Annotated in this window: 19 protein-coding genes; 18 read left to right on the plus strand and 1 reads right to left on the minus strand. The window is 56.9% G+C overall.

Annotation, left to right across the window (positions count from 1 at the left end; genetic code table 11):
• Nucleotides 1-56: 56 nt before the first annotated feature.
• The 15 genes from gyrA to cysM all read left to right on the plus strand — a co-directional run bounded on the left by gyrA (nt 57) and on the right by cysM (nt 16,409).
• The gene (gene gyrA, locus ERD84_RS08875) at nt 57-2,693 is read left to right on the plus strand and encodes a DNA gyrase subunit A (protein ID WP_130039266.1); all 2,637 of its coding nucleotides are present in this window, start codon (nt 57-59) and stop codon (nt 2,691-2,693) included.
• Nucleotides 2,693-3,820, plus strand: a complete 1,128-nt coding sequence (serC, locus tag ERD84_RS08880) for a 3-phosphoserine/phosphohydroxythreonine transaminase (protein WP_130039267.1) — start codon at nt 2,693-2,695, stop codon at nt 3,818-3,820. The genes gyrA and serC overlap by 1 nt, the downstream gene beginning before the upstream one ends.
• Complete coding sequence (pheA, locus tag ERD84_RS08885; protein ID WP_130039268.1) at nt 3,813-4,898, plus strand: prephenate dehydratase; 1,086 nt, start codon at nt 3,813-3,815, stop codon at nt 4,896-4,898. Before serC ends, pheA begins: the two co-directional genes overlap by 8 nt.
• A gap of 11 nt (nt 4,899-4,909) precedes the next feature.
• Nucleotides 4,910-6,046: a histidinol-phosphate transaminase gene (hisC, locus tag ERD84_RS08890; protein ID WP_130039269.1), complete on the plus strand. Its 1,137-nt coding sequence runs from the start codon at nt 4,910-4,912 to the stop codon at nt 6,044-6,046.
• Entirely contained in the window at nt 6,043-6,951 is a 909-nt protein-coding gene (locus ERD84_RS08895) for a prephenate dehydrogenase (RefSeq protein ID WP_130039270.1), read from the plus strand. The genes hisC and ERD84_RS08895 overlap by 4 nt, the downstream gene beginning before the upstream one ends.
• Nucleotides 6,948-8,273 carry a 3-phosphoshikimate 1-carboxyvinyltransferase gene (gene aroA, locus ERD84_RS08900; RefSeq protein ID WP_130039271.1) on the plus strand — a complete coding sequence of 442 codons (1,326 nt, stop codon included), beginning with the start codon at nt 6,948-6,950 and terminating at the stop codon, nt 8,271-8,273. The genes ERD84_RS08895 and aroA overlap by 4 nt, the downstream gene beginning before the upstream one ends.
• A complete protein-coding gene (gene cmk, locus ERD84_RS08905) occupies nt 8,270-8,950 on the plus strand; it encodes a (d)CMP kinase (RefSeq protein ID WP_130039272.1) in 681 nt (226 codons plus the stop codon). The genes aroA and cmk overlap by 4 nt, the downstream gene beginning before the upstream one ends.
• Nucleotides 8,951-9,130: 180 nt before the next feature.
• A complete protein-coding gene (gene rpsA / locus ERD84_RS08910; protein WP_130039273.1) occupies nt 9,131-10,846 on the plus strand; it encodes a 30S ribosomal protein S1 in 1,716 nt (571 codons plus the stop codon).
• Between the two features lie 5 nt (nt 10,847-10,851).
• Nucleotides 10,852-11,211, plus strand: coding sequence for an integration host factor subunit beta (locus tag ERD84_RS08915; RefSeq protein WP_130039274.1), 360 nt, complete (start codon nt 10,852-10,854; stop codon nt 11,209-11,211).
• Nucleotides 11,212-11,363: 152 nt separating this feature from the next.
• Nucleotides 11,364-11,687 carry a LapA family protein gene (locus tag ERD84_RS08920; RefSeq protein ID WP_130039275.1) on the plus strand — a complete coding sequence of 108 codons (324 nt, stop codon included), beginning with the start codon at nt 11,364-11,366 and terminating at the stop codon, nt 11,685-11,687.
• A gap of 20 nt (nt 11,688-11,707) precedes the next feature.
• On the plus strand, nt 11,708-12,973 hold the full coding sequence (gene lapB / locus ERD84_RS08925) for a lipopolysaccharide assembly protein LapB (RefSeq protein WP_130039276.1): 1,266 nt from the start codon (nt 11,708-11,710) through the stop codon (nt 12,971-12,973).
• Nucleotides 12,970-13,899, plus strand: a complete 930-nt coding sequence (rfaE1, locus tag ERD84_RS08930) for a D-glycero-beta-D-manno-heptose-7-phosphate kinase (protein ID WP_130039277.1) — start codon at nt 12,970-12,972, stop codon at nt 13,897-13,899. The genes lapB and rfaE1 overlap by 4 nt, the downstream gene beginning before the upstream one ends.
• The gene (gene rfaD, locus ERD84_RS08935) at nt 13,896-14,891 is read left to right on the plus strand and encodes an ADP-glyceromanno-heptose 6-epimerase (protein ID WP_130039278.1); all 996 of its coding nucleotides are present in this window, start codon (nt 13,896-13,898) and stop codon (nt 14,889-14,891) included. The genes rfaE1 and rfaD overlap by 4 nt, the downstream gene beginning before the upstream one ends.
• 140 nt (nt 14,892-15,031) lie before the next feature.
• On the plus strand, nt 15,032-15,442 hold the full coding sequence (locus tag ERD84_RS08940) for a ComEA family DNA-binding protein (RefSeq protein WP_245150657.1): 411 nt from the start codon (nt 15,032-15,034) through the stop codon (nt 15,440-15,442).
• A 61-nt stretch (nt 15,443-15,503) separates the two neighbouring features.
• On the plus strand, nt 15,504-16,409 hold the full coding sequence (gene cysM, locus ERD84_RS08945; RefSeq protein ID WP_130039279.1) for a cysteine synthase CysM: 906 nt from the start codon (nt 15,504-15,506) through the stop codon (nt 16,407-16,409).
• On the opposite strand, the gene mltB is transcribed toward cysM, so the two are convergent.
• The gene (mltB, locus tag ERD84_RS08950; RefSeq protein ID WP_130039280.1) at nt 16,402-17,616 is read right to left on the minus strand and encodes a lytic murein transglycosylase B; all 1,215 of its coding nucleotides are present in this window, start codon (nt 17,614-17,616) and stop codon (nt 16,402-16,404) included. The genes cysM and mltB overlap by 8 nt on opposite strands.
• Nucleotides 17,617-17,626: 10 nt before the next feature.
• Here mltB and ERD84_RS08955 point away from each other — a divergent pair, with 10 nt between their 5' ends.
• The 3 genes from ERD84_RS08955 to ERD84_RS08965 are packed head-to-tail and all read left to right on the plus strand — an operon-like array spanning nt 17,627 to nt 20,284.
• Complete coding sequence (locus ERD84_RS08955; protein WP_130039281.1) at nt 17,627-18,550, plus strand: histone deacetylase family protein; 924 nt, start codon at nt 17,627-17,629, stop codon at nt 18,548-18,550.
• Nucleotides 18,551-18,604: 54 nt separating this feature from the next.
• Nucleotides 18,605-19,354 (plus strand): electron transfer flavoprotein subunit beta/FixA family protein, encoded by a 750-nt coding sequence (locus ERD84_RS08960; RefSeq protein ID WP_130039282.1) that lies wholly within the window; start codon nt 18,605-18,607, stop codon nt 19,352-19,354.
• Nucleotides 19,355-20,284, plus strand: coding sequence for an electron transfer flavoprotein subunit alpha/FixB family protein (locus ERD84_RS08965; RefSeq protein ID WP_130039283.1), 930 nt, complete (start codon nt 19,355-19,357; stop codon nt 20,282-20,284).
• Nucleotides 20,285-20,309 lie beyond the last annotated feature (25 nt).

The following is a 20,309-nucleotide window of genomic DNA, read 5'->3' on the forward strand; positions in this document are numbered from 1 at the left end:
TTCCTATTCGCCCGTTAACGGCCCGATTTCACGCTTTTACGTTTTTAAGACACTCTATGGATTCCTTCGCCAAGGAGACCCTTCCAATTTCGTTGGAAGAGGAAATGCGCCGCAGTTATCTCGACTACGCCATGAGCGTAATCGTCGGGCGCGCCTTACCAGACGTCCGAGACGGCTTAAAACCCGTGCACCGGCGCGTGTTGTTCGCCATGCACGAACTCAACAATGACTGGAACCGGGCTTACAAGAAGTCGGCGCGCATTGTTGGTGACGTCATAGGTAAGTATCACCCGCATGGTGATTCCGCCGTCTACGACACGATTGTGCGTATGGCACAAGACTTTTCGCTGCGCTACATGTTGGTAGACGGGCAAGGGAACTTCGGTTCGGTCGATGGCGATAGCGCTGCCGCCATGCGGTATACCGAGATCCGCCTGGCCAAGATTGCCCACGAGCTCCTGGCTGACATCGACCAGGAAACCGTTGATTTCGGTCCCAACTATGATGGCAGCGAACAAGAGCCATTGCTCTTGCCTTCGCGCCTGCCCAATCTGCTGGTCAATGGCAGTTCGGGTATTGCCGTGGGCATGGCAACCAATATTCCGCCACATAACCTGGCCGAAGTCATCGAAGGGTGCTTGTATTGTTTGCGTAATCCCGATTGCTCGATTGATGAGCTCATCGAGTTGATCCCTGCGCCCGATTTTCCTACGGGCGGCATTATCTATGGCATGTCGGGTGTTCGCGAAGGCTATCGCACTGGCCGGGGTCGCGTCATCATGCGCGCAAAAACCCACTTCGAAGACATGGAAAAAGGGAACAGGCAGGCGATTATCGTCGACGCCATTCCTTATCAGGTCAACAAAAAGACCTTGCAGGAAAAGATTGCTGACTTGGTCAACGACAAGAAAATCGAGGGTATTTCCGATATCCGCGACGAGTCCGACAAAGACGGCATGCGCCTGGTCATTGAACTCAAGCGCGGCGAAGTCCCCGAAGTCATCCTGAACAATCTGTATAAAAACACGCAGCTTCAAGACACTTTCGGCATGAATATGGTGGCGCTGGTCGATGGCCAGCCGCGTCTGCTGAACCTGAAGCAAATTGTGGAGTACTTCCTGTTCCACCGACGCGAGGTCGTTACCCGGCGCACAGTATTTCAGCTGCGCAAGGCACGCGAGCGTGGCCACGTACTCGAAGGTCTGGCGGTTGCGCTGGCCAATATTGATGATTTCATTACCATCATCAAGGCGGCGCCTACGCCACCGGTGGCGCGCCAGGAACTCATGGCGCGTTCGTGGGATTCCTCTTTGGTGCGCGAGATGCTGGTGCGTGCCGACGACGGCGCTACGCCGGGCGGACGGACGGCTTATCGTCCCGAGGGTTTGCCTCAGGTTTTTGGCCTGCAAGAAGATGGCTTGTATCGCCTCAGCGAAGTGCAGGCCCAAGAAATACTGAACATGCGCCTGCAGCGCCTGACAGGACTGGAGCAGGACAAGATTGTCGGCGAATACAAAGACATCATGGCCACCATCGCCGATTTGCTCGATATCCTGGCACGTCCAGAGCGCATCACTACCATCATTGGCGATGAGCTCCTGGCCATCAAGGCTGAGTTCTCTACAGGCACCAAAGATACGCGCCGCTCCGAGATTGAGCATAATGCGACCGAGCTGGACACCGAAGACTTGATCACCCCCATGGATATGGTGGTAACGCTGTCGCAAACGGGCTACATCAAGAGCCAGCCTTTGTCCGAGTATCGCTCGCAGAAGCGGGGCGGCCGAGGCAAGCAGGCAACCGCCATGAAGGAAAATGACTGGGTAGACCAGTTGTTTATCGCCAATACCCACGATTATCTGCTGTGCTTCTCCGATCGCGGCCGGGTCTACTGGCTGAAGGTGTGGGAGGTCCCGCAAGGTTCGCGCAACTCACGCGGCCGGCCTATCGTCAATATGTTCCCCTTGATCGATGACGAGAAAATCACGGTGGTATTGCCGGTCAAGGAGTTCAGCGAAGACCATTATGTATTCATGGCCACTTCGCGCGGTACCGTCAAGAAAACACCGCTGTCGGATTTTTCCAATCCGCGTAAGGCCGGCATTATTGCCGTGGCGCTCGACGACAACGACTATCTCATTGGCGCCGACCTGACCGATGGCGCTCACGATGTCATGCTCTTCTCCGATGCCGGCAAGGCAGTGCGATTTGACGAGAACGACGTCAGGCCCATGGGGCGCACCGCACGCGGTGTGCGTGGCATGATGCTCGAAGACGGCCAGACTGTGATCGCCATGCTGGTTGCCGAAGACGAAACTCAAAGCGTCCTGACGGCCACTGAAAATGGCTTTGGCAAACGTACGTCCATCGTAGAGTACACACGTCACGGTCGCGGCACCAAGGGCATGATCGCCATCCAGACATCCACACGCAACGGCAAGGTAGTGGGTGCCGTATTGGTGCGTCCGTCTGACGAAATCATGCTGATCACAACGGGTGGGGTGCTGGTGCGCACGCGCGTATCCGAGATTCGTGAAATGGGACGTGCCACACAAGGTGTCACCCTGATCAGCGTCGATGACAACAGCATGCTTTCAGGCGTGCGTCGAGTCGTCGAAAGCGATGCCGATGATGATGATGTCGAGGTGTTGGTCGATGATGCCGACGATAACGTGGACGACAAGGAGTCCTGATGCGCCCGTGGAATTTTTCGGCAGGCCCCTCGGCCCTGCCGCTGGAGGTGCTGCAACAGGCAGCCGCTGAAATGACGGATTGGCGCGGCTGCGGTATGTCCGTGATGGAAATGAGCCATCGCGGCAAGCAGTTCACGCAGATACGTGATGAAGCGGTAGCCGACTTGCGCGAGCTCCTGGCTATTCCAGACGACTTCGACGTCTTGTTCATGCAGGGTGGCGCTACGGCACAGAATGCCATCGTGCCCATGAATCTGATCGGGCGTGCAGGTCTGGGCAAGGCCGATTACGTCCTTAGCGGTATCTGGTCGAACAAGTCGCACAAAGAAGCCCAGCGCTATGGTGATATCGCCATAGCCGGCAGTAGTGGCACCGACACCGTCATCAACGGCGTCAGCCAGGCTCCCTGGACCTGGTATCCCTCTGCACAAGACTGGCATGTACGCAGTGACGCGGCTTATTTACATCTGTGTTCCAACGAAACCATAGGCGGGCTGGAGCTCTCCGAGCTCCCCGACATGGCTGCGCTGGGCGCCGCCCGTGTGCCCCTGGTCGTTGATGCGTCATCGCACTTTCTGTCGCGCCCCATCGACTTTTCAAAAGCGGCCATGGTGTATGCCGGCGCCCAGAAAAACGCCGGGCCGGCGGGGGTAACCGTCGTCATTGTGCGTAAAGACCTCATAGGGCATGCCTTGCCGATATGTCCTTCGGCTTTCGATTATGCCAATGTGGCGGCCGCCGGCTCCATGTTCAATACACCACCTACCTATGCTATTTATATGGCGGGCCTGGTGTTCAAGTGGCTCAAGCGGCAGGGCGGCGTAGCGGCCATTGAAGCGGCCAATATTGCCAAGGCACAAGCTCTGTATGGTTTCCTGGATGCCTCCAGCTTCTATGTCAGCCCCGTGCACGCCGCCTCGCGCTCACGCATGAATGTGCCGTTTTTCTTGCATGATGAATCGCTTAACGCTGAATTCCTGGCCCAGGCTGAAAAAGCCGGCCTGATGCAATTGAAAGGCCATAAAAGCGTAGGAGGCATGCGCGCCTCCATTTATAACGCCGTGCCGCTGGAAGCGGTCCAGGAACTTATTTCATACCTGCAGGATTTCGAACGCCGCCATGGATAACTCTTTGCAAGCCCGTTTATTGCCACTGCGCGAGCGCATCGATGCGTTGGACGAGCAGATTCTAGACTTGCTTAATCAAAGGGCCAAAGCGGCCCAGGCGGTAGGCGAGGTCAAGCAAGAGTTCGACGTTGACGGTCCGGTACTCAAGCCAGAGCGCGAGGCCATGGTGATCCGACGCCTGCAGGCACTTAATAAAGGCCCGTTTACCGAACAGGCCATTGATGCGGTCTGGACACAAATCATTTCCACCTGTCGTGGCTTGGAAAGTGTGCTGACGGTGGCCTATCTGGGGCCGCAGGGTTCGTTCTCAGAGCAGGCCGCCCTGGAGCATTTTGGCCATGCAATTACACGCCTGCGCTGTGATTCCTTCGACGAAGTGTTCCGGGCGGTAGAAGCCGGTCAGGCCAATGTGGGCATGGTGCCCGTGGAAAACTCCACAGAAGGTGCTGTCAATCGTACGCTGGACTTGCTGCTGAACTCACCACTGAAAGTGTTGGGCGAGCGTTCCATCAAGATTCATCACAATCTCATGACGCAATCCGGCACCCTCGAGGGCGTGACACGTGTCATGGCTCATCCGCAGGCCCTGGCTCAGTGTCAATCCTGGTTGACGCAGCATTATCCCAAGCTGATTCGCGATGCTGCATCCAGTAATGGCGAAGCAGCTCGCAATGCATCGCTGGATCCCACGGTGGCTGCCATTGCCGGTGCTACGGCAGCGCAGGCCTGGGATCTGCAGGTGGTGGCCTCAGGCATACAGGATGACCCGCAAAACCGAACACGTTTCCTTGCGGTGGGGGCTATTGAAACCCTGCCTACCGATAGCGACAAGACCAGCATCATTCTGGCGGTACCCAATCGTTCCGGGGCCGTCTACGACATGCTGGCACCGCTGGCTGCCAATGGTGTGTCCATGACGCGCTTCGAGTCGCGTCCGGCACGTACAGGCCAGTGGGAATATTATTTCTACGTCGATGTATTGGGCCACCGCAATGAGCCGGCCGTGGCTCAGGCACTGGTTGATCTCAAAAAAGAAGTCGCCTTTTTCAAGGTGTTGGGCTCTTATCCCAGGCAATAGGAACAAGCTGCATGAGCACTCATGACATAAAATCCGCCACGTCGGACGTTGGCCCGGAATACGTACGGGCCATCGCACCTTATCAGGCAGGCAAGCCTATTGAAGAGCTGGCGCGTGAATTCAAACTTGATCCAGCCACCATCATAAAGCTGGCGTCAAATGAAAACCCGTTGGGGGTGCCGGCATCGGCGCGACGCGCCATGGAAACGGTCATCACCGGGCTGGGGCGCTATCCTGACCCCAACGGTTTTGAACTGAAGGCAGCGTTAGCCAAGCATTATCGCGTACCTGCCGATTGGATCACCCTGGGTAATGGGTCGAACGATTTGCTGGAGCTGGCTTCTTTGGCCTTGTTGTCCCCCGGCTTGTCTTGCGTTTACGCACAGCATGCCTTTGTCGTCTACAGGCTGGCCACCCAGGCTCGCGGAGCGCGTCACATCATGGTGCCGGCCCGTGACTATGGCCACGACTTGAACGCCATGTTTGATGCTATCGATCAAGATACCAGCGTGGTGTTCATTGCCAACCCGAACAATCCCACCGGAACATTCCTGCCCGCCGAAGAGGTGGCTGCTTTCCTGGCGCGCGTGCATGAGCATCACGGCGACAGCGTCACCGTGATGCTTGACGAAGCTTATAACGAATACCTCGATGCCAGCCTGCGCGTAGATAGCGCCCGCTGGGTCGAGCAGTATTCCAATTTGATTGTCTCGCGCACCTTTTCCAAAGCTTATGGCCTGGCTGGTTTGCGTGTGGGCTTTGCAATTGCCCAGCCCAGGCTCACCGACTTGCTCAATCGTGTCCGGCAGCCTTTCAATGTGAATAGCCTGGCGCAGGCAGCCGCGATTGCCGCCCTGAATGATGCCGCTTTTCTGGAGCAGTCCTACGAAGTCAACCGGCTTGGCAAACAAGCCCTGACTGAAGGCTTTGCCCGGCTAGGTCTGGAGTTCGTGCCCAGCTATGGCAATTTCGTGCTGCTGCGAGTCGGTGACGCTGCGCGCGTCAATCTTGAGTTGCTCAAGCGTGGTGTGATCGTACGACCAGTGGCGGGTGATGGTTTGCCCGAATGGCTGCGTATCTCGATTGGCTTGCCCGAAGAGAACGCGCGCTTCCTGCAAGCGCTCGCCGACATACTCGGTGCTCCATGACAGCGGCCCATACTACGGTCGAGCCAGCGCGGCCTTTGGTGCCGGTGCTGGCCGTCGTGGGAGTGGGGCTGATTGGTGGCTCATTTGCCGCCGCCCTGCGTGCGTCGGGGGCTGTGGGCAAGGTGCTCGGGGTAGGGCGCAGTGCGACGTCGCTGAGCACGGCACGTGAACTGGGCATTATTGACGAGGTGGCAACGCTTGAGCGTGCGGGCCGCGAAGCTGACCTGATTTTTCTGGCGACACCGGTGGGCGCGATTGCCCCGATGTTGGCCGCGCTCAAGCCCTGCCTGCGGGATTCAACCCTGATTACCGATGCGGGCAGCACCAAAGCCGATGTCGTGGCTGCTGCACGCGAAGCGCTGGGCGAGCGCATTAGACAGTTCATTCCAGGTCATCCTATTGCAGGTGCCGAAAAAACAGGTCCAGAAGCCGCTGACCCCGCCTTGTACCGACACCGGAATGTCGTGTTGACACCGCTGCCTGAGAACAGCGGTGGCGATAAGGCCGCGCTGACCAAGATATGGGAACGCTGCGGTGCCAAGGTCATCGTCATGGAACCCGAAGCGCATGATGCGGCCATGGCCTCTGTCAGTCATGTGCCTCATTTCCTGTCTTCGGTGTTCATGTGGCAGGTTGCCACAGCGCAAGATTCTGATCTGCGCATGCGGTTGGCCGGTAGCGGTTTTCGGGACTTCACCCGTATTGCCGCAGGTTCGCCCGAAGTGTGGCGCGATATTTTCCTGACCAACCGTCCGGCCATCCTGGCCGAGTTACAAGAGGTCAAGGCAGCGTTGGCACGTGCGGAGCTAGCCCTGCAAGATGCGGATGGTCCGGATTTGCAGGATTTTCTGGAGCGTGCAGCACTGGCACGCAGGTTTTGGGGCAGCAGGAGTGGTTTGTCATGAGTGATGGGTCCAGTTTATGTTTGCCGCCGGTTCGGCTTGCGGCTGGGCAGTTCCGGTTGCCGGGTTCCAAAAGCATTTCCAATCGCGTGTTGTTGCTTGCGGCGCTGGCTGATGGCGTGACGCATCTGGAAGGCCTGCTTGATTCTGATGACACGCGTGTGATGCTTGATGCATTGCGGACGCTGGGTGTCGAGGTCGACGCCGATGCTCCGGCAGGCCGCGCACAAGTCCGGGGTTGCGGCGTTTTTCCTGTCAAGCAGGCCGATTTGTTTCTCGGTAATGCAGGCACTGCGTTCCGGCCCCTGACCGCTGCACTGGCTCTCATGGGAGGCGATTACCGGCTCTCAGGTGTGCCGCGTATGCACGAGCGTCCTATTGGCGATCTGGTCGATGCCCTGATTGCGCTGGGCGCAGATATCCGTCATACAGGCACGCCGGGCTACCCGCCATTGACCCTAGGCAAAGGCAGCATCAGTGCTGGCCGACCAATCTCAATCAAAGGTTCAGTGTCCAGCCAGTTTCTGACTGCCTTGCTGATGGCGGCGCCTATCCATACAGGGCAGCAGTCTGCTGATTTGGTCATCGAGGTCGAAGGCGAGCTGATTTCCAAGCCATATATTCTGATTACCCTGAATCTGATGAGTCGGTTTGGCGTTACGGTCAGGCGTGAAGGTTGGCAGCGTTTCATTATTCCCGCCGGGGCGTGTTATCGGTCTCCGGGTACCCTCACGATCGAGGGCGATGCATCGACAGCCTCATACTTCATGGCGCTGGGTGCGCTGGGCGGCGGGCCGCTGCATATACAGGGCGCGGGTGCCAACAGCATACAGGGTGACATGGCGTTTGCCGATGTGGTTGAAGACATGGGGGCCACAGTGGTTCGCCACGCTGATTCGGTCACTGTCAGCGGTGTCAGGGTGGCGGAGGGCGATCGTCTGAAGGCCTTTGATCGTGATTTCAATTTGATCCCTGATGCCGCCATGACGGCCGCCGCCATGGCACTTTATGCTGATGGACCCTGCACATTGCGCAATATTGCCAGTTGGCGGGTGAAAGAAACAGATCGTATTGACGCGATGCATGCCGAGCTGGAAAAGCTGGGTGCACAGGTCGAGTCGGGGTCGGACTGGCTGAGGGTGCATCCGGTCGATTCATCCGCCTGGAAGGCAGCCACCATTAAAACTTACGATGATCATCGTATGGCCATGTGTTTTTCGCTTGCCGCCTTTGGTCCCGTGCCCGTCACGATTCTTGATCCCGACTGTGTTGGCAAGACTTTTCCCGGCTATTTTTCAGTGTTCAAGGATTTGGTCCAGGCATGAGCAAGCATCCAGCTGTCGTTCCAGTCATCACCATAGACGGCCCGACTGCATCGGGCAAGGGAACCATTGCTCATCGCGTCGCCCAGCAACTGGGATGGCATACGCTCGATAGCGGTGCCTTGTACCGTCTGACCGCATTAGCGGTGCAGCAGCAAGGCGTCGATGCCTTTGATGAGCTCGCGGTCGCCCAAGTCGCCTTGCGGCTCGATGTCGGATTCCAGGGTGAGCAAGTGTTGTTGTCGGGCCAGGATGTGGCCGCCCTGATACGGCAGGAGAGCGTAGGAAATTTGGCTTCTAAAGTTGCGGCCTATGCGCCGCTGCGGCAAGCATTGCTCGAACGACAGCGGGCATTTCGCGTGGCTCCGGGCCTGGTTGCAGATGGTCGGGATATGGGTACAGTGGTCTTTCCCGATGCGCCGTTGAAGGTATTTTTGGTTGCCGATGTGCAGGCGCGGGCAGAAAGGCGTTGTAAGCAGTTGAAGGAAAAGGGGTTTTCTGCTAATCTAACGGGCTTGCTAGAGGATATGCGTGCGCGCGATGAGCGCGATCGCAACCGGGCCAATGCGCCGCTTGTTGCGGCACATGATGCCAAAACAGTCGATTCATCGTGCTTGAGTATCGATGAAACGGTTAAGCAGGTGCTCGACTTATGGTCAGAGGCCTGCAAAAAGGTGTAGTTTGCTTTACCGGCGGTACCCGCTATATGCGGTTTTGGTGTTTCGGTGCAGTGCATGACGGCGGGCGATATTGCCCAATGCGTGCCGGCTGCATCCGGAATTATTTTTTACTCCACTGGGGCCACTTTTATAGCCTTGGTGTGTTTTTAACAGCCATTTCTGGCTTATGGATTTCATTTAATGTCCACCACTCCAACCACTGCTGCCACTGGCGGCGAAAGCTTTGCCGACCTGTTTGCCGAAAGTATCAAAGACCAGGACATGAAGTCCGGTGAGGTCATTTCTGCAGAAGTCGTTCGTATTGATCACAATTTTGTCGTTGTCAATGCAGGCCTTAAGTCCGAGGCGCTGATCCCACTCGAAGAGTTCCTGAATGATCAGGGCGAGCTTGAAGTCGAAGCCGGTGATTTCGTATCGGTTGCCATCGATTCGCTCGAGAACGGTTACGGCGACACGATTTTGTCGCGTGATCGTGCCAAACGCCTGTCGGCCTGGCTGCAGCTGGAACAAGCCCTGGAATCGGGCGAAATGGTAAACGGCACCATTACTGGCAAAGTAAAGGGTGGCCTCACCGTCATGACCAACGGCATCCGCGCTTTCCTGCCGGGTTCGCTGGTTGATCTGCGCCCCGTCAAGGACACTACCCCCTACGAGGGTAAGACCATGGAGTTCAAGGTCATCAAGCTCGATCGCAAGCGCAACAACGTCGTGCTGTCGCGCCGCGCCGTGCTTGAAGCCAGCATGGGCGAAGAGCGTCAGAAGCTCCTGGAAACCCTCAGCGAAGGCGCTGTGGTCAAGGGCGTGGTCAAGAACATCACCGACTACGGTGCGTTTGTCGACCTGGGCGGTATCGACGGTCTGTTGCACATCACCGACATGGCATGGCGCCGTGTCCGTCATCCTTCCGAAGTTCTGCAAGTCGGTCAGGAAGTCGAAGCCAAAGTGCTCAAGTTCGACCAGGAAAAGAGCCGCGTCTCGCTGGGCGTCAAGCAATTGGGCGAAGATCCATGGGTCGGTCTGGCCCGTCGCTATCCCCAAAGCACTCGCCTGTTCGGCAAGGTTACCAACCTCACCGACTATGGTGCGTTCGTTGAAGTCGAAGCCGGCATCGAAGGCCTGGTTCACGTTTCCGAAATGGACTGGACCAACAAGAACGTCGACCCACGCAAGGTTGTTACCTTGGGCGAAGAAGTCGAAGTCATGGTTCTGGAAATCGACGAAGACCGTCGCCGTATTTCCCTGGGCATGAAGCAGTGCCGTGCCAACCCATGGGAAGAGTTCTCCATCAACTTCAAGCGTGGCGACAAAGTCCGCGGCGCAATCAAGTCGATTACCGACTTCGGTGTGTTCGTTGGCTTGCCTGGCGGCATCGATGGTCTGGTCCACTTGTCCGATCTGTCCTGGACTGAAACCGGTGAAGAAGCTGTTCGCAATTTCAAGAAGGGCGACGAAATCGATGCAGTGGTTCTGGGTATCGATACCGACAAGGAACGCATCTCGCTGGGTATCAAGCAGCTGGAAGGCGATCCCTTCAACAACTTCGTGGCTACCTACGACAAGGGTGCTGTTGTTCCCGGCGTGATCAAATCGGTAGAAGCCCGGGGTGCTGTAGTAACCCTGTCGGTTGACGTCGAGGGTTATCTGCGCGCTTCTGAAATTTCAGCCGGCCGCGTCGAAGACGCCAGCACCGTGCTGAACGTGGGCGACTCAGTCGAAACCATGATCATCAACATCGACCGCAAGACGCGTTCGATCCAGTTGTCGATCAAGGCGCGCGACAATGCCGAAACAGCCGATACCATCCAGCGCATGTCCGATGCCAGCGCTTCGTCAGGTACAACCAACCTGGGTGCTTTGCTGAAGGCCAAGCTTGACCAGGCGCGCGACGACGGTTAATTGGCGTGACAAAGTCGGAACTGATAGCGATACTTGCTAGCCGTTACCCGCAATTGGCGGCGCGTGATACTGATTACGCCGTCAAGACGGTGCTCGATGCCATGACCCAGGCTTTGGCCTCTGGTCAGCGCATCGAGATCCGTGGGTTCGGGAGCTTCTCCCTGTCCGAGCGGGCACCGCGCATAGGTCGCAACCCCAAGTCCGGTGAAAAAGTACAGGTTCCTGGTAAACAGGTACCGCACTTCAAGCCAGGCAAAGAGTTGCGCGAGCGCGTTGACTCGGCTTACGACCAAGAGACCGAATCGGCTGCCGACGAGTCTATCTTCACTTTGGGTCAATTCAACACGCGCATCATGCACGGCTGATTGATTCGCCTTTTGGCCTCTTTGGGCCATGCATGCAAGAAAGCAGATCCTCCTTCAGGAAGATCTGCTTTCTTTTTTTTGGCCTCTCCGGGGGGCATGGAGGGCGATTCCCCTTACAATTGCCTAATTCCGGGATTATTGGAGAACTCGTTATGCGTTATGTGGTTTGGATACTCAGGCTCGTGGTCTTTATCGTCGTGCTGATGTTCGCACTCAAAAATACCGGGCTAGTAGATGTGCGCTTTTTTGCCGACCATATGGTGACAGGTGTGCCTCTGATTGTGGTTATGCTGGTGGTATTCGTGCTCGGGGCCTTGTTCGGGTTCTTGCTCGCCGCGCCAGCCATTATGCGCAAGCGACGCGAAGCGGCGCGCCTGCGGCGCGAGCTTGCCAAGCTCGACACCAAATCCACATCAAACAGCGTGCCTCCCAGTTCGGTGGCACCAGAAACTGTCGCACCATTGGCTCCCTTGTAACTTGCACCGAGGCTTAATAAGTGGATTTTGAACCGTGGTGGTTAATTTTCGTGCCTCTTTTGTTCGCGCTCGGCTGGATAGCCGCGCGTGTCGATATCAGGCAAATGCTTTCCGAAACGCGCTCCTTGCCAAATTCGTATTTCAAGGGACTCAACTTCTTATTGAACGAAGAGCCTGATCGTGCCATCGATGCTTTTGTCGAAGTCGCCAAGCTCGATCCAGAAACCACTGAGCTGCACTTTGCCCTGGGCAGTCTGTTCCGCCGCCGAGGTGAAATGGAGCGGGCCATCCGGGTGCATCAAAGCTTGCTCTCGCGCGCAGACTTGCCGCAGGCCGATCGTGAAAATGCACAGCACGAGCTGGCTCAGGATTTTCTCAAGGCAGGCATGCTGGACCGGGCCGAGCAAGCTTTCGAGCAGGTCCTCGATACCCGCTTTGCCGTGCCTGCGGTACGTGCCCTGATACGCATCTACGAATCCGAGCACGATTGGCCACGCGCCATCGAGGCGGTTAAACGACTCCGTGCCCTGGTTGACGAACCTGTACCGCAGCTGGTGCATTATCAATGCGAAAGGGCCGTCAGTGCCTTGACGGCCCAGACGCCCGATCTGGCTGCCGCAGATGCGGCCCTGGATGAGGCTGATCATGCGGCCGGGGCCTTGCGGGGACAAAGCAAGGGGCAGGCGTCTGAAGCACGTATAGCCATGCTGCGCGCGCATCTGGCCCGACTAGGCAATCAGCCCGAGCGCGAGCGCAGCTATCTGGAATCCGTTCTGACGACTGCGCCCGAATACGCCAGCCTGGTGGCCGCCGACTTGCTTGAAAGCTACCGGCGCATGGGCCAACAAAAGGAAGGCCTGCAAGTACTGCAGTCGCACTATATGCGCTATCCGTCGCTGGATACCTTCAATGTGGTATTTCGAGAATTAAGAGCCCAACAAGGCCATGGTCCCGCATGGGCATTTGCGCGCGACGCTTTGCGCATGCATCCATCGCTACTCGGTCTCGATCGTTTGCTGGAGGCTGAGCTGGCGGTCTATGACGCCGACAAGGCCACCGAACGCAGCCCAGCCCAAGGCAGTGCAACGACCGATAATGTTCAGTCCGACATCGTGCCAGGCGCCGACCTGAGCCTGTTGCGTTCGCTCATACACAAGCATACTCAAAGACTCGATCGCTATGCCTGTCGGGTATGCGGCTTCGAGGCCCGGCACTTTTATTGGCAATGTCCGGGATGTAATTCGTGGGAAACCTACGCTCCCCGCCGTCTGGAGGAAATCAAATGATGCCGTTCCCGGCAGAGGCAGTCAGCCGCGTCAAAGTATTGGTGGCCGGCGATATCATGCTGGACCGCTATTGGTTCGGCGAAGTCGATCGTATTTCACCCGAGGCGCCTGTTCCGGTGGTGCGCGTAGCCCGCCGTGAGGATCGTCTGGGTGGTGCTGCCAACGTGGCGCGCAATATTGTGGCATTGGGTGCGCAGGCCAGCCTGCTGGGCATCGTGGGTGGTGATGAGGCGGGAGGCAAGGTTCGCGATCTGGCCCGCGAGGCAGGTATCAATTCTTGCCTGGTGGTCGACAATGACTTGCCGACCACTCTCAAAATGCGTGTGATGGGGCGGCAGCAGCAGTTGTTGCGCGTAGATTTCGAAGAAGGCCCGGGCGTTCAGGCGCTGGCCAAGCTCGAAGCCCAGGCCAAGCAGCTGATTGCACAACACGATATGCTGGTCTTGTCCGATTATGCCAAAGGGGCGTTGTCGCAGGTCGAGGCCCTGATTGGGGCCGCCCGCGAGGCAGGTGTCCCCGTGCTGGTCGATCCCAAAGGCCATCTGTATCAGCGTTATCGCGGCGCCAGCATTATCACCCCCAACCGTCTCGAGATGCAAGAGGCTGTTGGCCGTTGGCATAGCGAAGAAGAGCTTGAGCAGCGGGCGCAGGCCCTACGCCAGGAACTGGAGCTGGATGCTTTGCTGGTGACTCGTTCCGAGCAGGGCATGACGCTTTTCACTCAGGACGGTCGCCAGCATACCGACGCCTATGCGCATGAAGTATTTGATGTGTCGGGGGCAGGCGATACGGTGCTGGCTGCCTTGGCCGTAACCAAAGCATCCGGCATGAGCTGGTTTGATGCTGTCTTGTGGGCTAACCGTGCCGGTGGCCTGGTGGTGGGTAAATTGGGTACGTCGGTTGTTACAGCAGGAGAACTTTCATGATTATTGTTACCGGAGGCGCCGGCTTTATCGGCAGCAATATTGTGCGCGGCCTCAATCAGCGCGGCTATACCGATATTCTGGTGGTCGATGACTTGACTGAAGGCGATAAGTTTCGGAACCTGGTTGACGGCCAGATTGCCGACTATCTCGATAAAGATGATTTCAGGCAGCGTGTGTCCCAAGGCCAGTTTTCCAATATCGAAGCGGTTTTCCATCAGGGAGCATGTTCAGATACCACCGAGCGCAACGGGCAGTACATGCTCGATAACAACTATCGCGTTACGCTTGAGCTCTTTCAATTTTGCCAGGCCGGCAAGATACCGTTCATATATGCCTCGTCGGCCGCTGTCTATGGGGCGGGGCCTGTCTATGTCGAAAATGCGTTGTACGAATCGCCGCTGAACGTTTACGGCTATTCCAAGTATTTGTTCGATCAGGTGTTGCGACGCCAGCTTCAAACGCTGACAGCACCCGTAGTGGGGCTGCGCTATTTCAATGTTTACGGTCCCAATGAGCAACACAAGGGCCGCATGGCATCGGTGGCCTTCCACAACATGAATCAGTTCCGATCAGAAGGACACGTACGTCTGTTTGGTGGCTGGGATGGTTATGTCGATGGTGGTCAGATGCGCGATTTCATCCATATCGACGATGTGGTCAATGTAAATCTGCATTTTCTCGATCACCCTGAAAAAACAGGTGTCTTCAATTGCGGCACAGGTCGGGCCCAGCCATTCAACGATGTGGCAAGCTCAGTCGTGAACACATTCCGTCTTGGCAAAGGCAAGCCGGTTTTGTCTTTGCCGGAGTTGGTCGAGCAGGGTTTGATTCGCTATATCGAGTTTCCGGACGATCTCAAAGGGCGCTACCAAAGTCATACGCAGGCTGACCTGACTCAATTGCGCGCGGCCGGCTACGAACAGCCATTTCGCGATGTGCAGCAGGGCGTGAGCGAATACGTCAAATTCCTGCTGGAGCAGGGCAGAGTCTAGCCAGATAGACTGCGCGCCGACTGCGCGCCCCATACCATCCACCGGTAGCTGTACGCATGGATCAATTGCCGTCTTGCGGCTATCGGGCTGCGGGCATTGTGGCGATCATGACAGTTCTTTTCCACACCAGGAGGCTGCTCATGAATCCGTTTACTGAATCTACTGTGGCAAGGCCATTGGCTGAGGGCGTATGTTCCCGATTTAATGGTGCTGCCACAGCCATGCGTCGCCGCAAGCGGCGTGCTTTGCTAGGGCTTACACTGGGTGTGCTTACCGGCCTTGCCTTGCCCGCCGGGGTACATGCGCTGGACGTCAATACTGCCACGCAAGAACAACTGCTCGGCGTGCGCGGTATAGGCCCGAAAACGGCAAAAATCATCATAGAAGAACGTTCGCGCGCAGGCCGCTACGACTCGCTTGAAGATTTATCTGACCGGGTCAAGGGTATAGGGCCCAAAAAGGCGGCAGCCTTGCAGGCCGCAGGCCTGACCGCTGGCGCCAGTCTGTCTCAGCCCAAGAATCCGTCTACCCCCAAAACCAGGCCTAAATAATTTCATTGCAGTCCGCCAGGCCGTAGTGTTGTTGTCAGGTGCTAGGGTGTATGATTTCCGCATGAAAAAATACCAGACTATCGAAGACACCATTGGCGCAACCCCGCTTGTACGACTGCAGCGTATCCCTGGCGACGCTGGTGAGCCGCGCGGTAATGTTATTTTGGCCAAGCTCGAGGGCAATAACCCCGCCGGCTCCGTCAAAGACCGTGCCGCCAGCTCCATGATACGGCAGGCCGAAGCGCGCGGCGAGATCAAGCCGGGCGATACGCTTATCGAGGCCACCAGCGGCAATACGGGTATTGCACTGGCCATGACGGCGGCGGTACGGGGGTACAAAATGATTCTTATCATGCCCGACAACCTTTCGGTTGAACGGCGTGCCTCCATGACGGCATATGGCGCCGAACTCATCCTCACACCGGCCAAAGAGGGTGGTATGGAATATGCCCGTGACCTGGCCGACAAGATGCAGGCAGACGGCAAGGGAAAGGTACTTGATCAGTTCGCCAATGCCGATAACCCCTTGGCTCATATCGAAACCACCGGCCCTGAGCTCTGGCAGCAAACCGACGGGCAGATTACTCACTTCGTGAGTGCCATGGGCACGACCGGAACCATCATGGGAGTAGGGCAGTATTTGCGCTCAAAGAATTCGGCTATACAAGTCGTGGGTGCGCAACCCGCCGAAGGGTCCCAAATTCCGGGCATACGTAAATGGCCCGAAGCCTATCAGCCCAAAATTTATCAGCCCAAGCAGGTTGACCAGTTCGAGCTGATCAGTCAGGACGAAGCCGAAACCATGGCCCGCCGGCTGGCTGCCGAAGAAGGCATTTTCGGCGGTATTTCATCGGCAGGCGCATTGGTTGCAGCCACCCGTGTGGCAGCGCAAGTCAGTAATGCCACCATCGTTTTTATTGTGTGTGACCGGGGCGACCGCTATTTATCTACCGGTGTATTCAATTAGGGCCACCGTATCCCACGCGGTCGGCCAGCGCCTGCGCCAGGTCGGCCACCGAACTAGCATAGAAATAGCTGCGGTTATAGTGGGTAATGGCAAAGAAGTTGGGCGTTCCCACCCGGTATTCGGCCAGATTTCTGGGCTCGTCCAGCAAATCGACGATGCCCAGCTTGTGCTGCGTCCAGCTGCTATTTTGCGCATAAGCCGTATTTGAGTTTCCGGCTGCTGTACGGAACCGCGCGCCCTGATCCTGTAACTGTGACCAATCCAAGGTGGGGTATAACCCGCCTACGACCAATGCTTTGGGATTCTTAGGCAATGAGGCGGGGGCAAACACCGGCAAGCCAGGAACCCAACCGTGTAAGCGCAAAAAACGCGCCACCGATGCGATGGCATCGTCTGTACTGTAGAGCAGATCGATGCGGCCATCGTTATTGCCGTCTGCCGCATAGCGCATCAAGCTGCCTGGCATGAATTGCGGCAGTCCCATGGCACCAGCAAACGAGCCCTCAACCTGGCTTGCATCCAGTTTGTTTTCGTAATCGAGCTGAATCAGGTCTGCAAGCTGGTCACGAAACAGTTGGCTGCGCTCGGGGCGGCTATCATCAGGGTAGCGAAATCCAAGTGTGGCCAATGCATCGAGTACCTTGAAATTACCGGTGACTCTGCCGTATACGGTTTCGACGCCAATAATCGCGACGATAATTGATGGCGGTACGCCATATTGGCTTGCCACGCGGTCGAGAGTGGCTTTGTTCTCTGTCCAGAAAGTCGTGCCCGCGTTGATACGGACGGGCTCGACAAAGCGCTTGCGGTAAGTAACCCAGCTTCGACGTATGCGGGTCTTTGACGGTGTCATCAATTTGGCTGCTGTCGCGTTGTACTGCGCCTGCTTCAGCAAGGCTTCGACATGGGCCAAAGGTATGCCGCGCGCACGTGCGACTTCGTTGGCATAGGCCTGGATATTGTCGGTGAGCTGACCATTGGCCTGCAGAAAACCGCTGTTGCCGGGTATGGATCGTCCGGCCTGTATGGAGGGCGCCGGCTCGGGAGTAGACAGTGGCAGGGCGTTTGATGCCGTTTCAGGCTTTGCCGCAGCCGCAGCCGCAGCCTGGGCTGTGTCATGTCCGGAAGGGCCATTTTGAGTGGAGGCACACCCCACCAGGAGTAAGTTAAAGAAGACGACTTGCAATATACGAGCAGGTTTGAACATAATCATCCTTATGCAGACACTATATATTACCCACCCTGCTTGCCACTTGCATGAAATGGGCAACTGGCATCCCGAATGCCCCGGCAGGCTCGATGCCATCAACGACCGCCTGGTTGCCAGCGGCCTGATGGATTTTATCGACGAGCAAACAGCCGAGCCGGCCACCGATGCCGATCTGCTGCGGGTACATGAACCTGGGTATATAGCGTATTTGCGGATGCATGCGCCCACCGAAGGGTATTTTCAGGTTGATCCCGATACCCTCATGAACCCACATACTCTTGAAGCCGCCTGGGTGGCGGCAGGCGCGGGCATCAACGCTGTCGATGCCGTCATGCGGCAAACACATCGCAATGCTTTCTGCTCGGTTCGTCCGCCGGGTCATCACGCCGGTCCGGCCAAGGCCATGGGTTTTTGTTTTCTTAACAATATCGCCATTGCCGCAGCCTATGCCCTTGAAAAATATAAGCTTGATCGCGTGGCCATCATTGATTTCGATGTTCACCACGGCAATGGAACCGAAGAAACCTTTGCTGGCGATCCGCGAGTGCTGATGTGCAGCTTTTTTCAGCACCCTTTGTTTCCTGATCACTACCAGGATCCCCCGGCGGAAAACATGGTAAATATACCGGTACATGCCTATGCCAAAGGCGATGAACTGCGCTTTCTGGTCAGTGATGTATGGATGCCCAGGCTACAGGCATTCCAGCCTCAGCTGGTTTTGATTTCGGCTGGCTTTGATGGTCATCGCGAAGACGACATGGGGCAGTTGGGCATGGTGGAATCAGACTATGCCTGGATTACCGAACAAATAGTAGCGCTGGCCGATGAGACCGCCCAAGGCCGGATCATCAGCTTTCTGGAAGGCGGATACTGCCTGTCTGCACTCGGGCGCAGCACCGAGGTTCATATCAGGGCGCTGGCAAAGTTGTAGAATACAAAGAATTTTCTTTACGGTTTTTTTAATAGTTCCCTTGGAGGATGCTCGATGAAGGTACTGGTACCTGTCAAGCGTGTGGTTGATTACAACGTCAAAGTACGCGTGAAGTCCGATCAAAGCGCTGTGGATATCGCTAATGTAAAAATGTCCATGAATCCCTTTGACGAAATTGCGATCGAAGAGGCCACGCGCCTGAAAGAGAAAGGTGTCGCTACCGAAGTGGTTGCGGTGTCTTGCGGTGTTGCACAATGCCAGGAAACCTTGCGTACCGCCATGGCTATCGGCGCCGACCGCGCCGCATTGGTGCAAACCGATGCCGAGCTTCAGCCTCTGGCCGTGGCCAAGCTGCTCAAGGCCTTGGTTGACAAAGAGCAGCCTGAGCTGGTGATTCTGGGTAAGCAGGCCATTGATGACGACGCCAATCAAACCGGCCAGATGCTGGCGGCACTGCTCAACTGGCCTCAAGCCACTTTCGCCAGCAAGGTTGAAGTAGCTGACGGCAAAGTAACGGTTACCCGTGAAGTCGATGGCGGTCTGGAAACCCTGGCGCTCAAGCTGCCGGCCATTGTCACCACCGACCTGCGCTTGAATGAGCCGCGCTACGTGACGCTGCCTAACATCATGAAGGCCAAGAAAAAACCCCTGGAGGTCGTTACACCTGAAGACTTGGGTGTAGATGTCGCTCCTCGCCTGAAGACACTCAAGGTTTCCGAACCGCCCACACGTTCGGCGGGTATTGTTGTGCCTGATGTGGCAACCTTGGTCGACAAACTGAAGAACGAAGCGAAGGTGGTTTAAATGACGATATTGGTAATTGCTGAACACGATAACGCAGAACTGAAAGGCGCCAGCCTCAACACCATAGCCGCAGCTGCCAAGCTGGGCGACGACGTCCATGTACTGGTCGCCGGTGGCGGCGCCCAGGCGGTTGCAGACCAGGCGGCACAGGCTGCCGGTGTGACTAAAGTCTTGTTGGCCGATGCGCCGGCTTTGGCAGAAGGTCTGGCTGAAAACGTAGCCGAGCAGGTGCTGGCGCTGGCCTCCGGCTACAGCCATATTTTGTTCCCGGCTACTGCCGCAGGTAAAAACGTGGCTCCGCGCGTGGCTGCGAAGCTCGACGTCGCCCAGATTTCCGACATCATTTCAGTTGAGTCGGCCGATACCTTCACCCGCCCCATCTATGCAGGTAACGCCATCGCTACCGTGCAGTCGGCTGACCAGATCAAAGTCATTACCGTACGTACTACGGCTTTCGACGCGGTTGCCGCACAAGGTGGCAGCGCCGCCATTGAGTCGGTAAGTGCTGTAGCCGATTCCGGCCTGTCTGCTTTTGTTGGCCGTGAGGTCGCCAAAAACGATCGCCCTGAACTGGCTGGTGCGGCCGTCGTGGTATCGGGCGGGCGAGGTCTGGGCAGTGCCGAGAACTTCAAGCTGCTGGACCCGTTGGCAGACAAGCTTGGCGCTGCGCTGGGCGCTTCGCGTGCAGCGGTCGATGCAGGCTATGCCCCCAACGACTGGCAGGTAGGCCAAACCGGAAAAATCGTGGCACCTCAGCTCTATGTGGCAGTGGGTATTTCTGGTGCGATCCAGCACTTGGCCGGCATGAAAGACTCCAAGGTTATCGTGGCCATCAACAAAGACGCTGAGGCACCTATTTTTGGCGTGGCCGACTACGGCCTGGTGGCTGACTTGTTCCAGGCTGTACCGGAACTTGTCGAAGCGCTATAAACCTTGATGTAGCATAAAGCCTGTA

This window comes from Pollutimonas harenae (genome assembly GCF_004153685.1).
GTDB classification, from domain to species: domain Bacteria; phylum Pseudomonadota; class Gammaproteobacteria; order Burkholderiales; family Burkholderiaceae_B; genus Pusillimonas_C; species Pusillimonas_C harenae.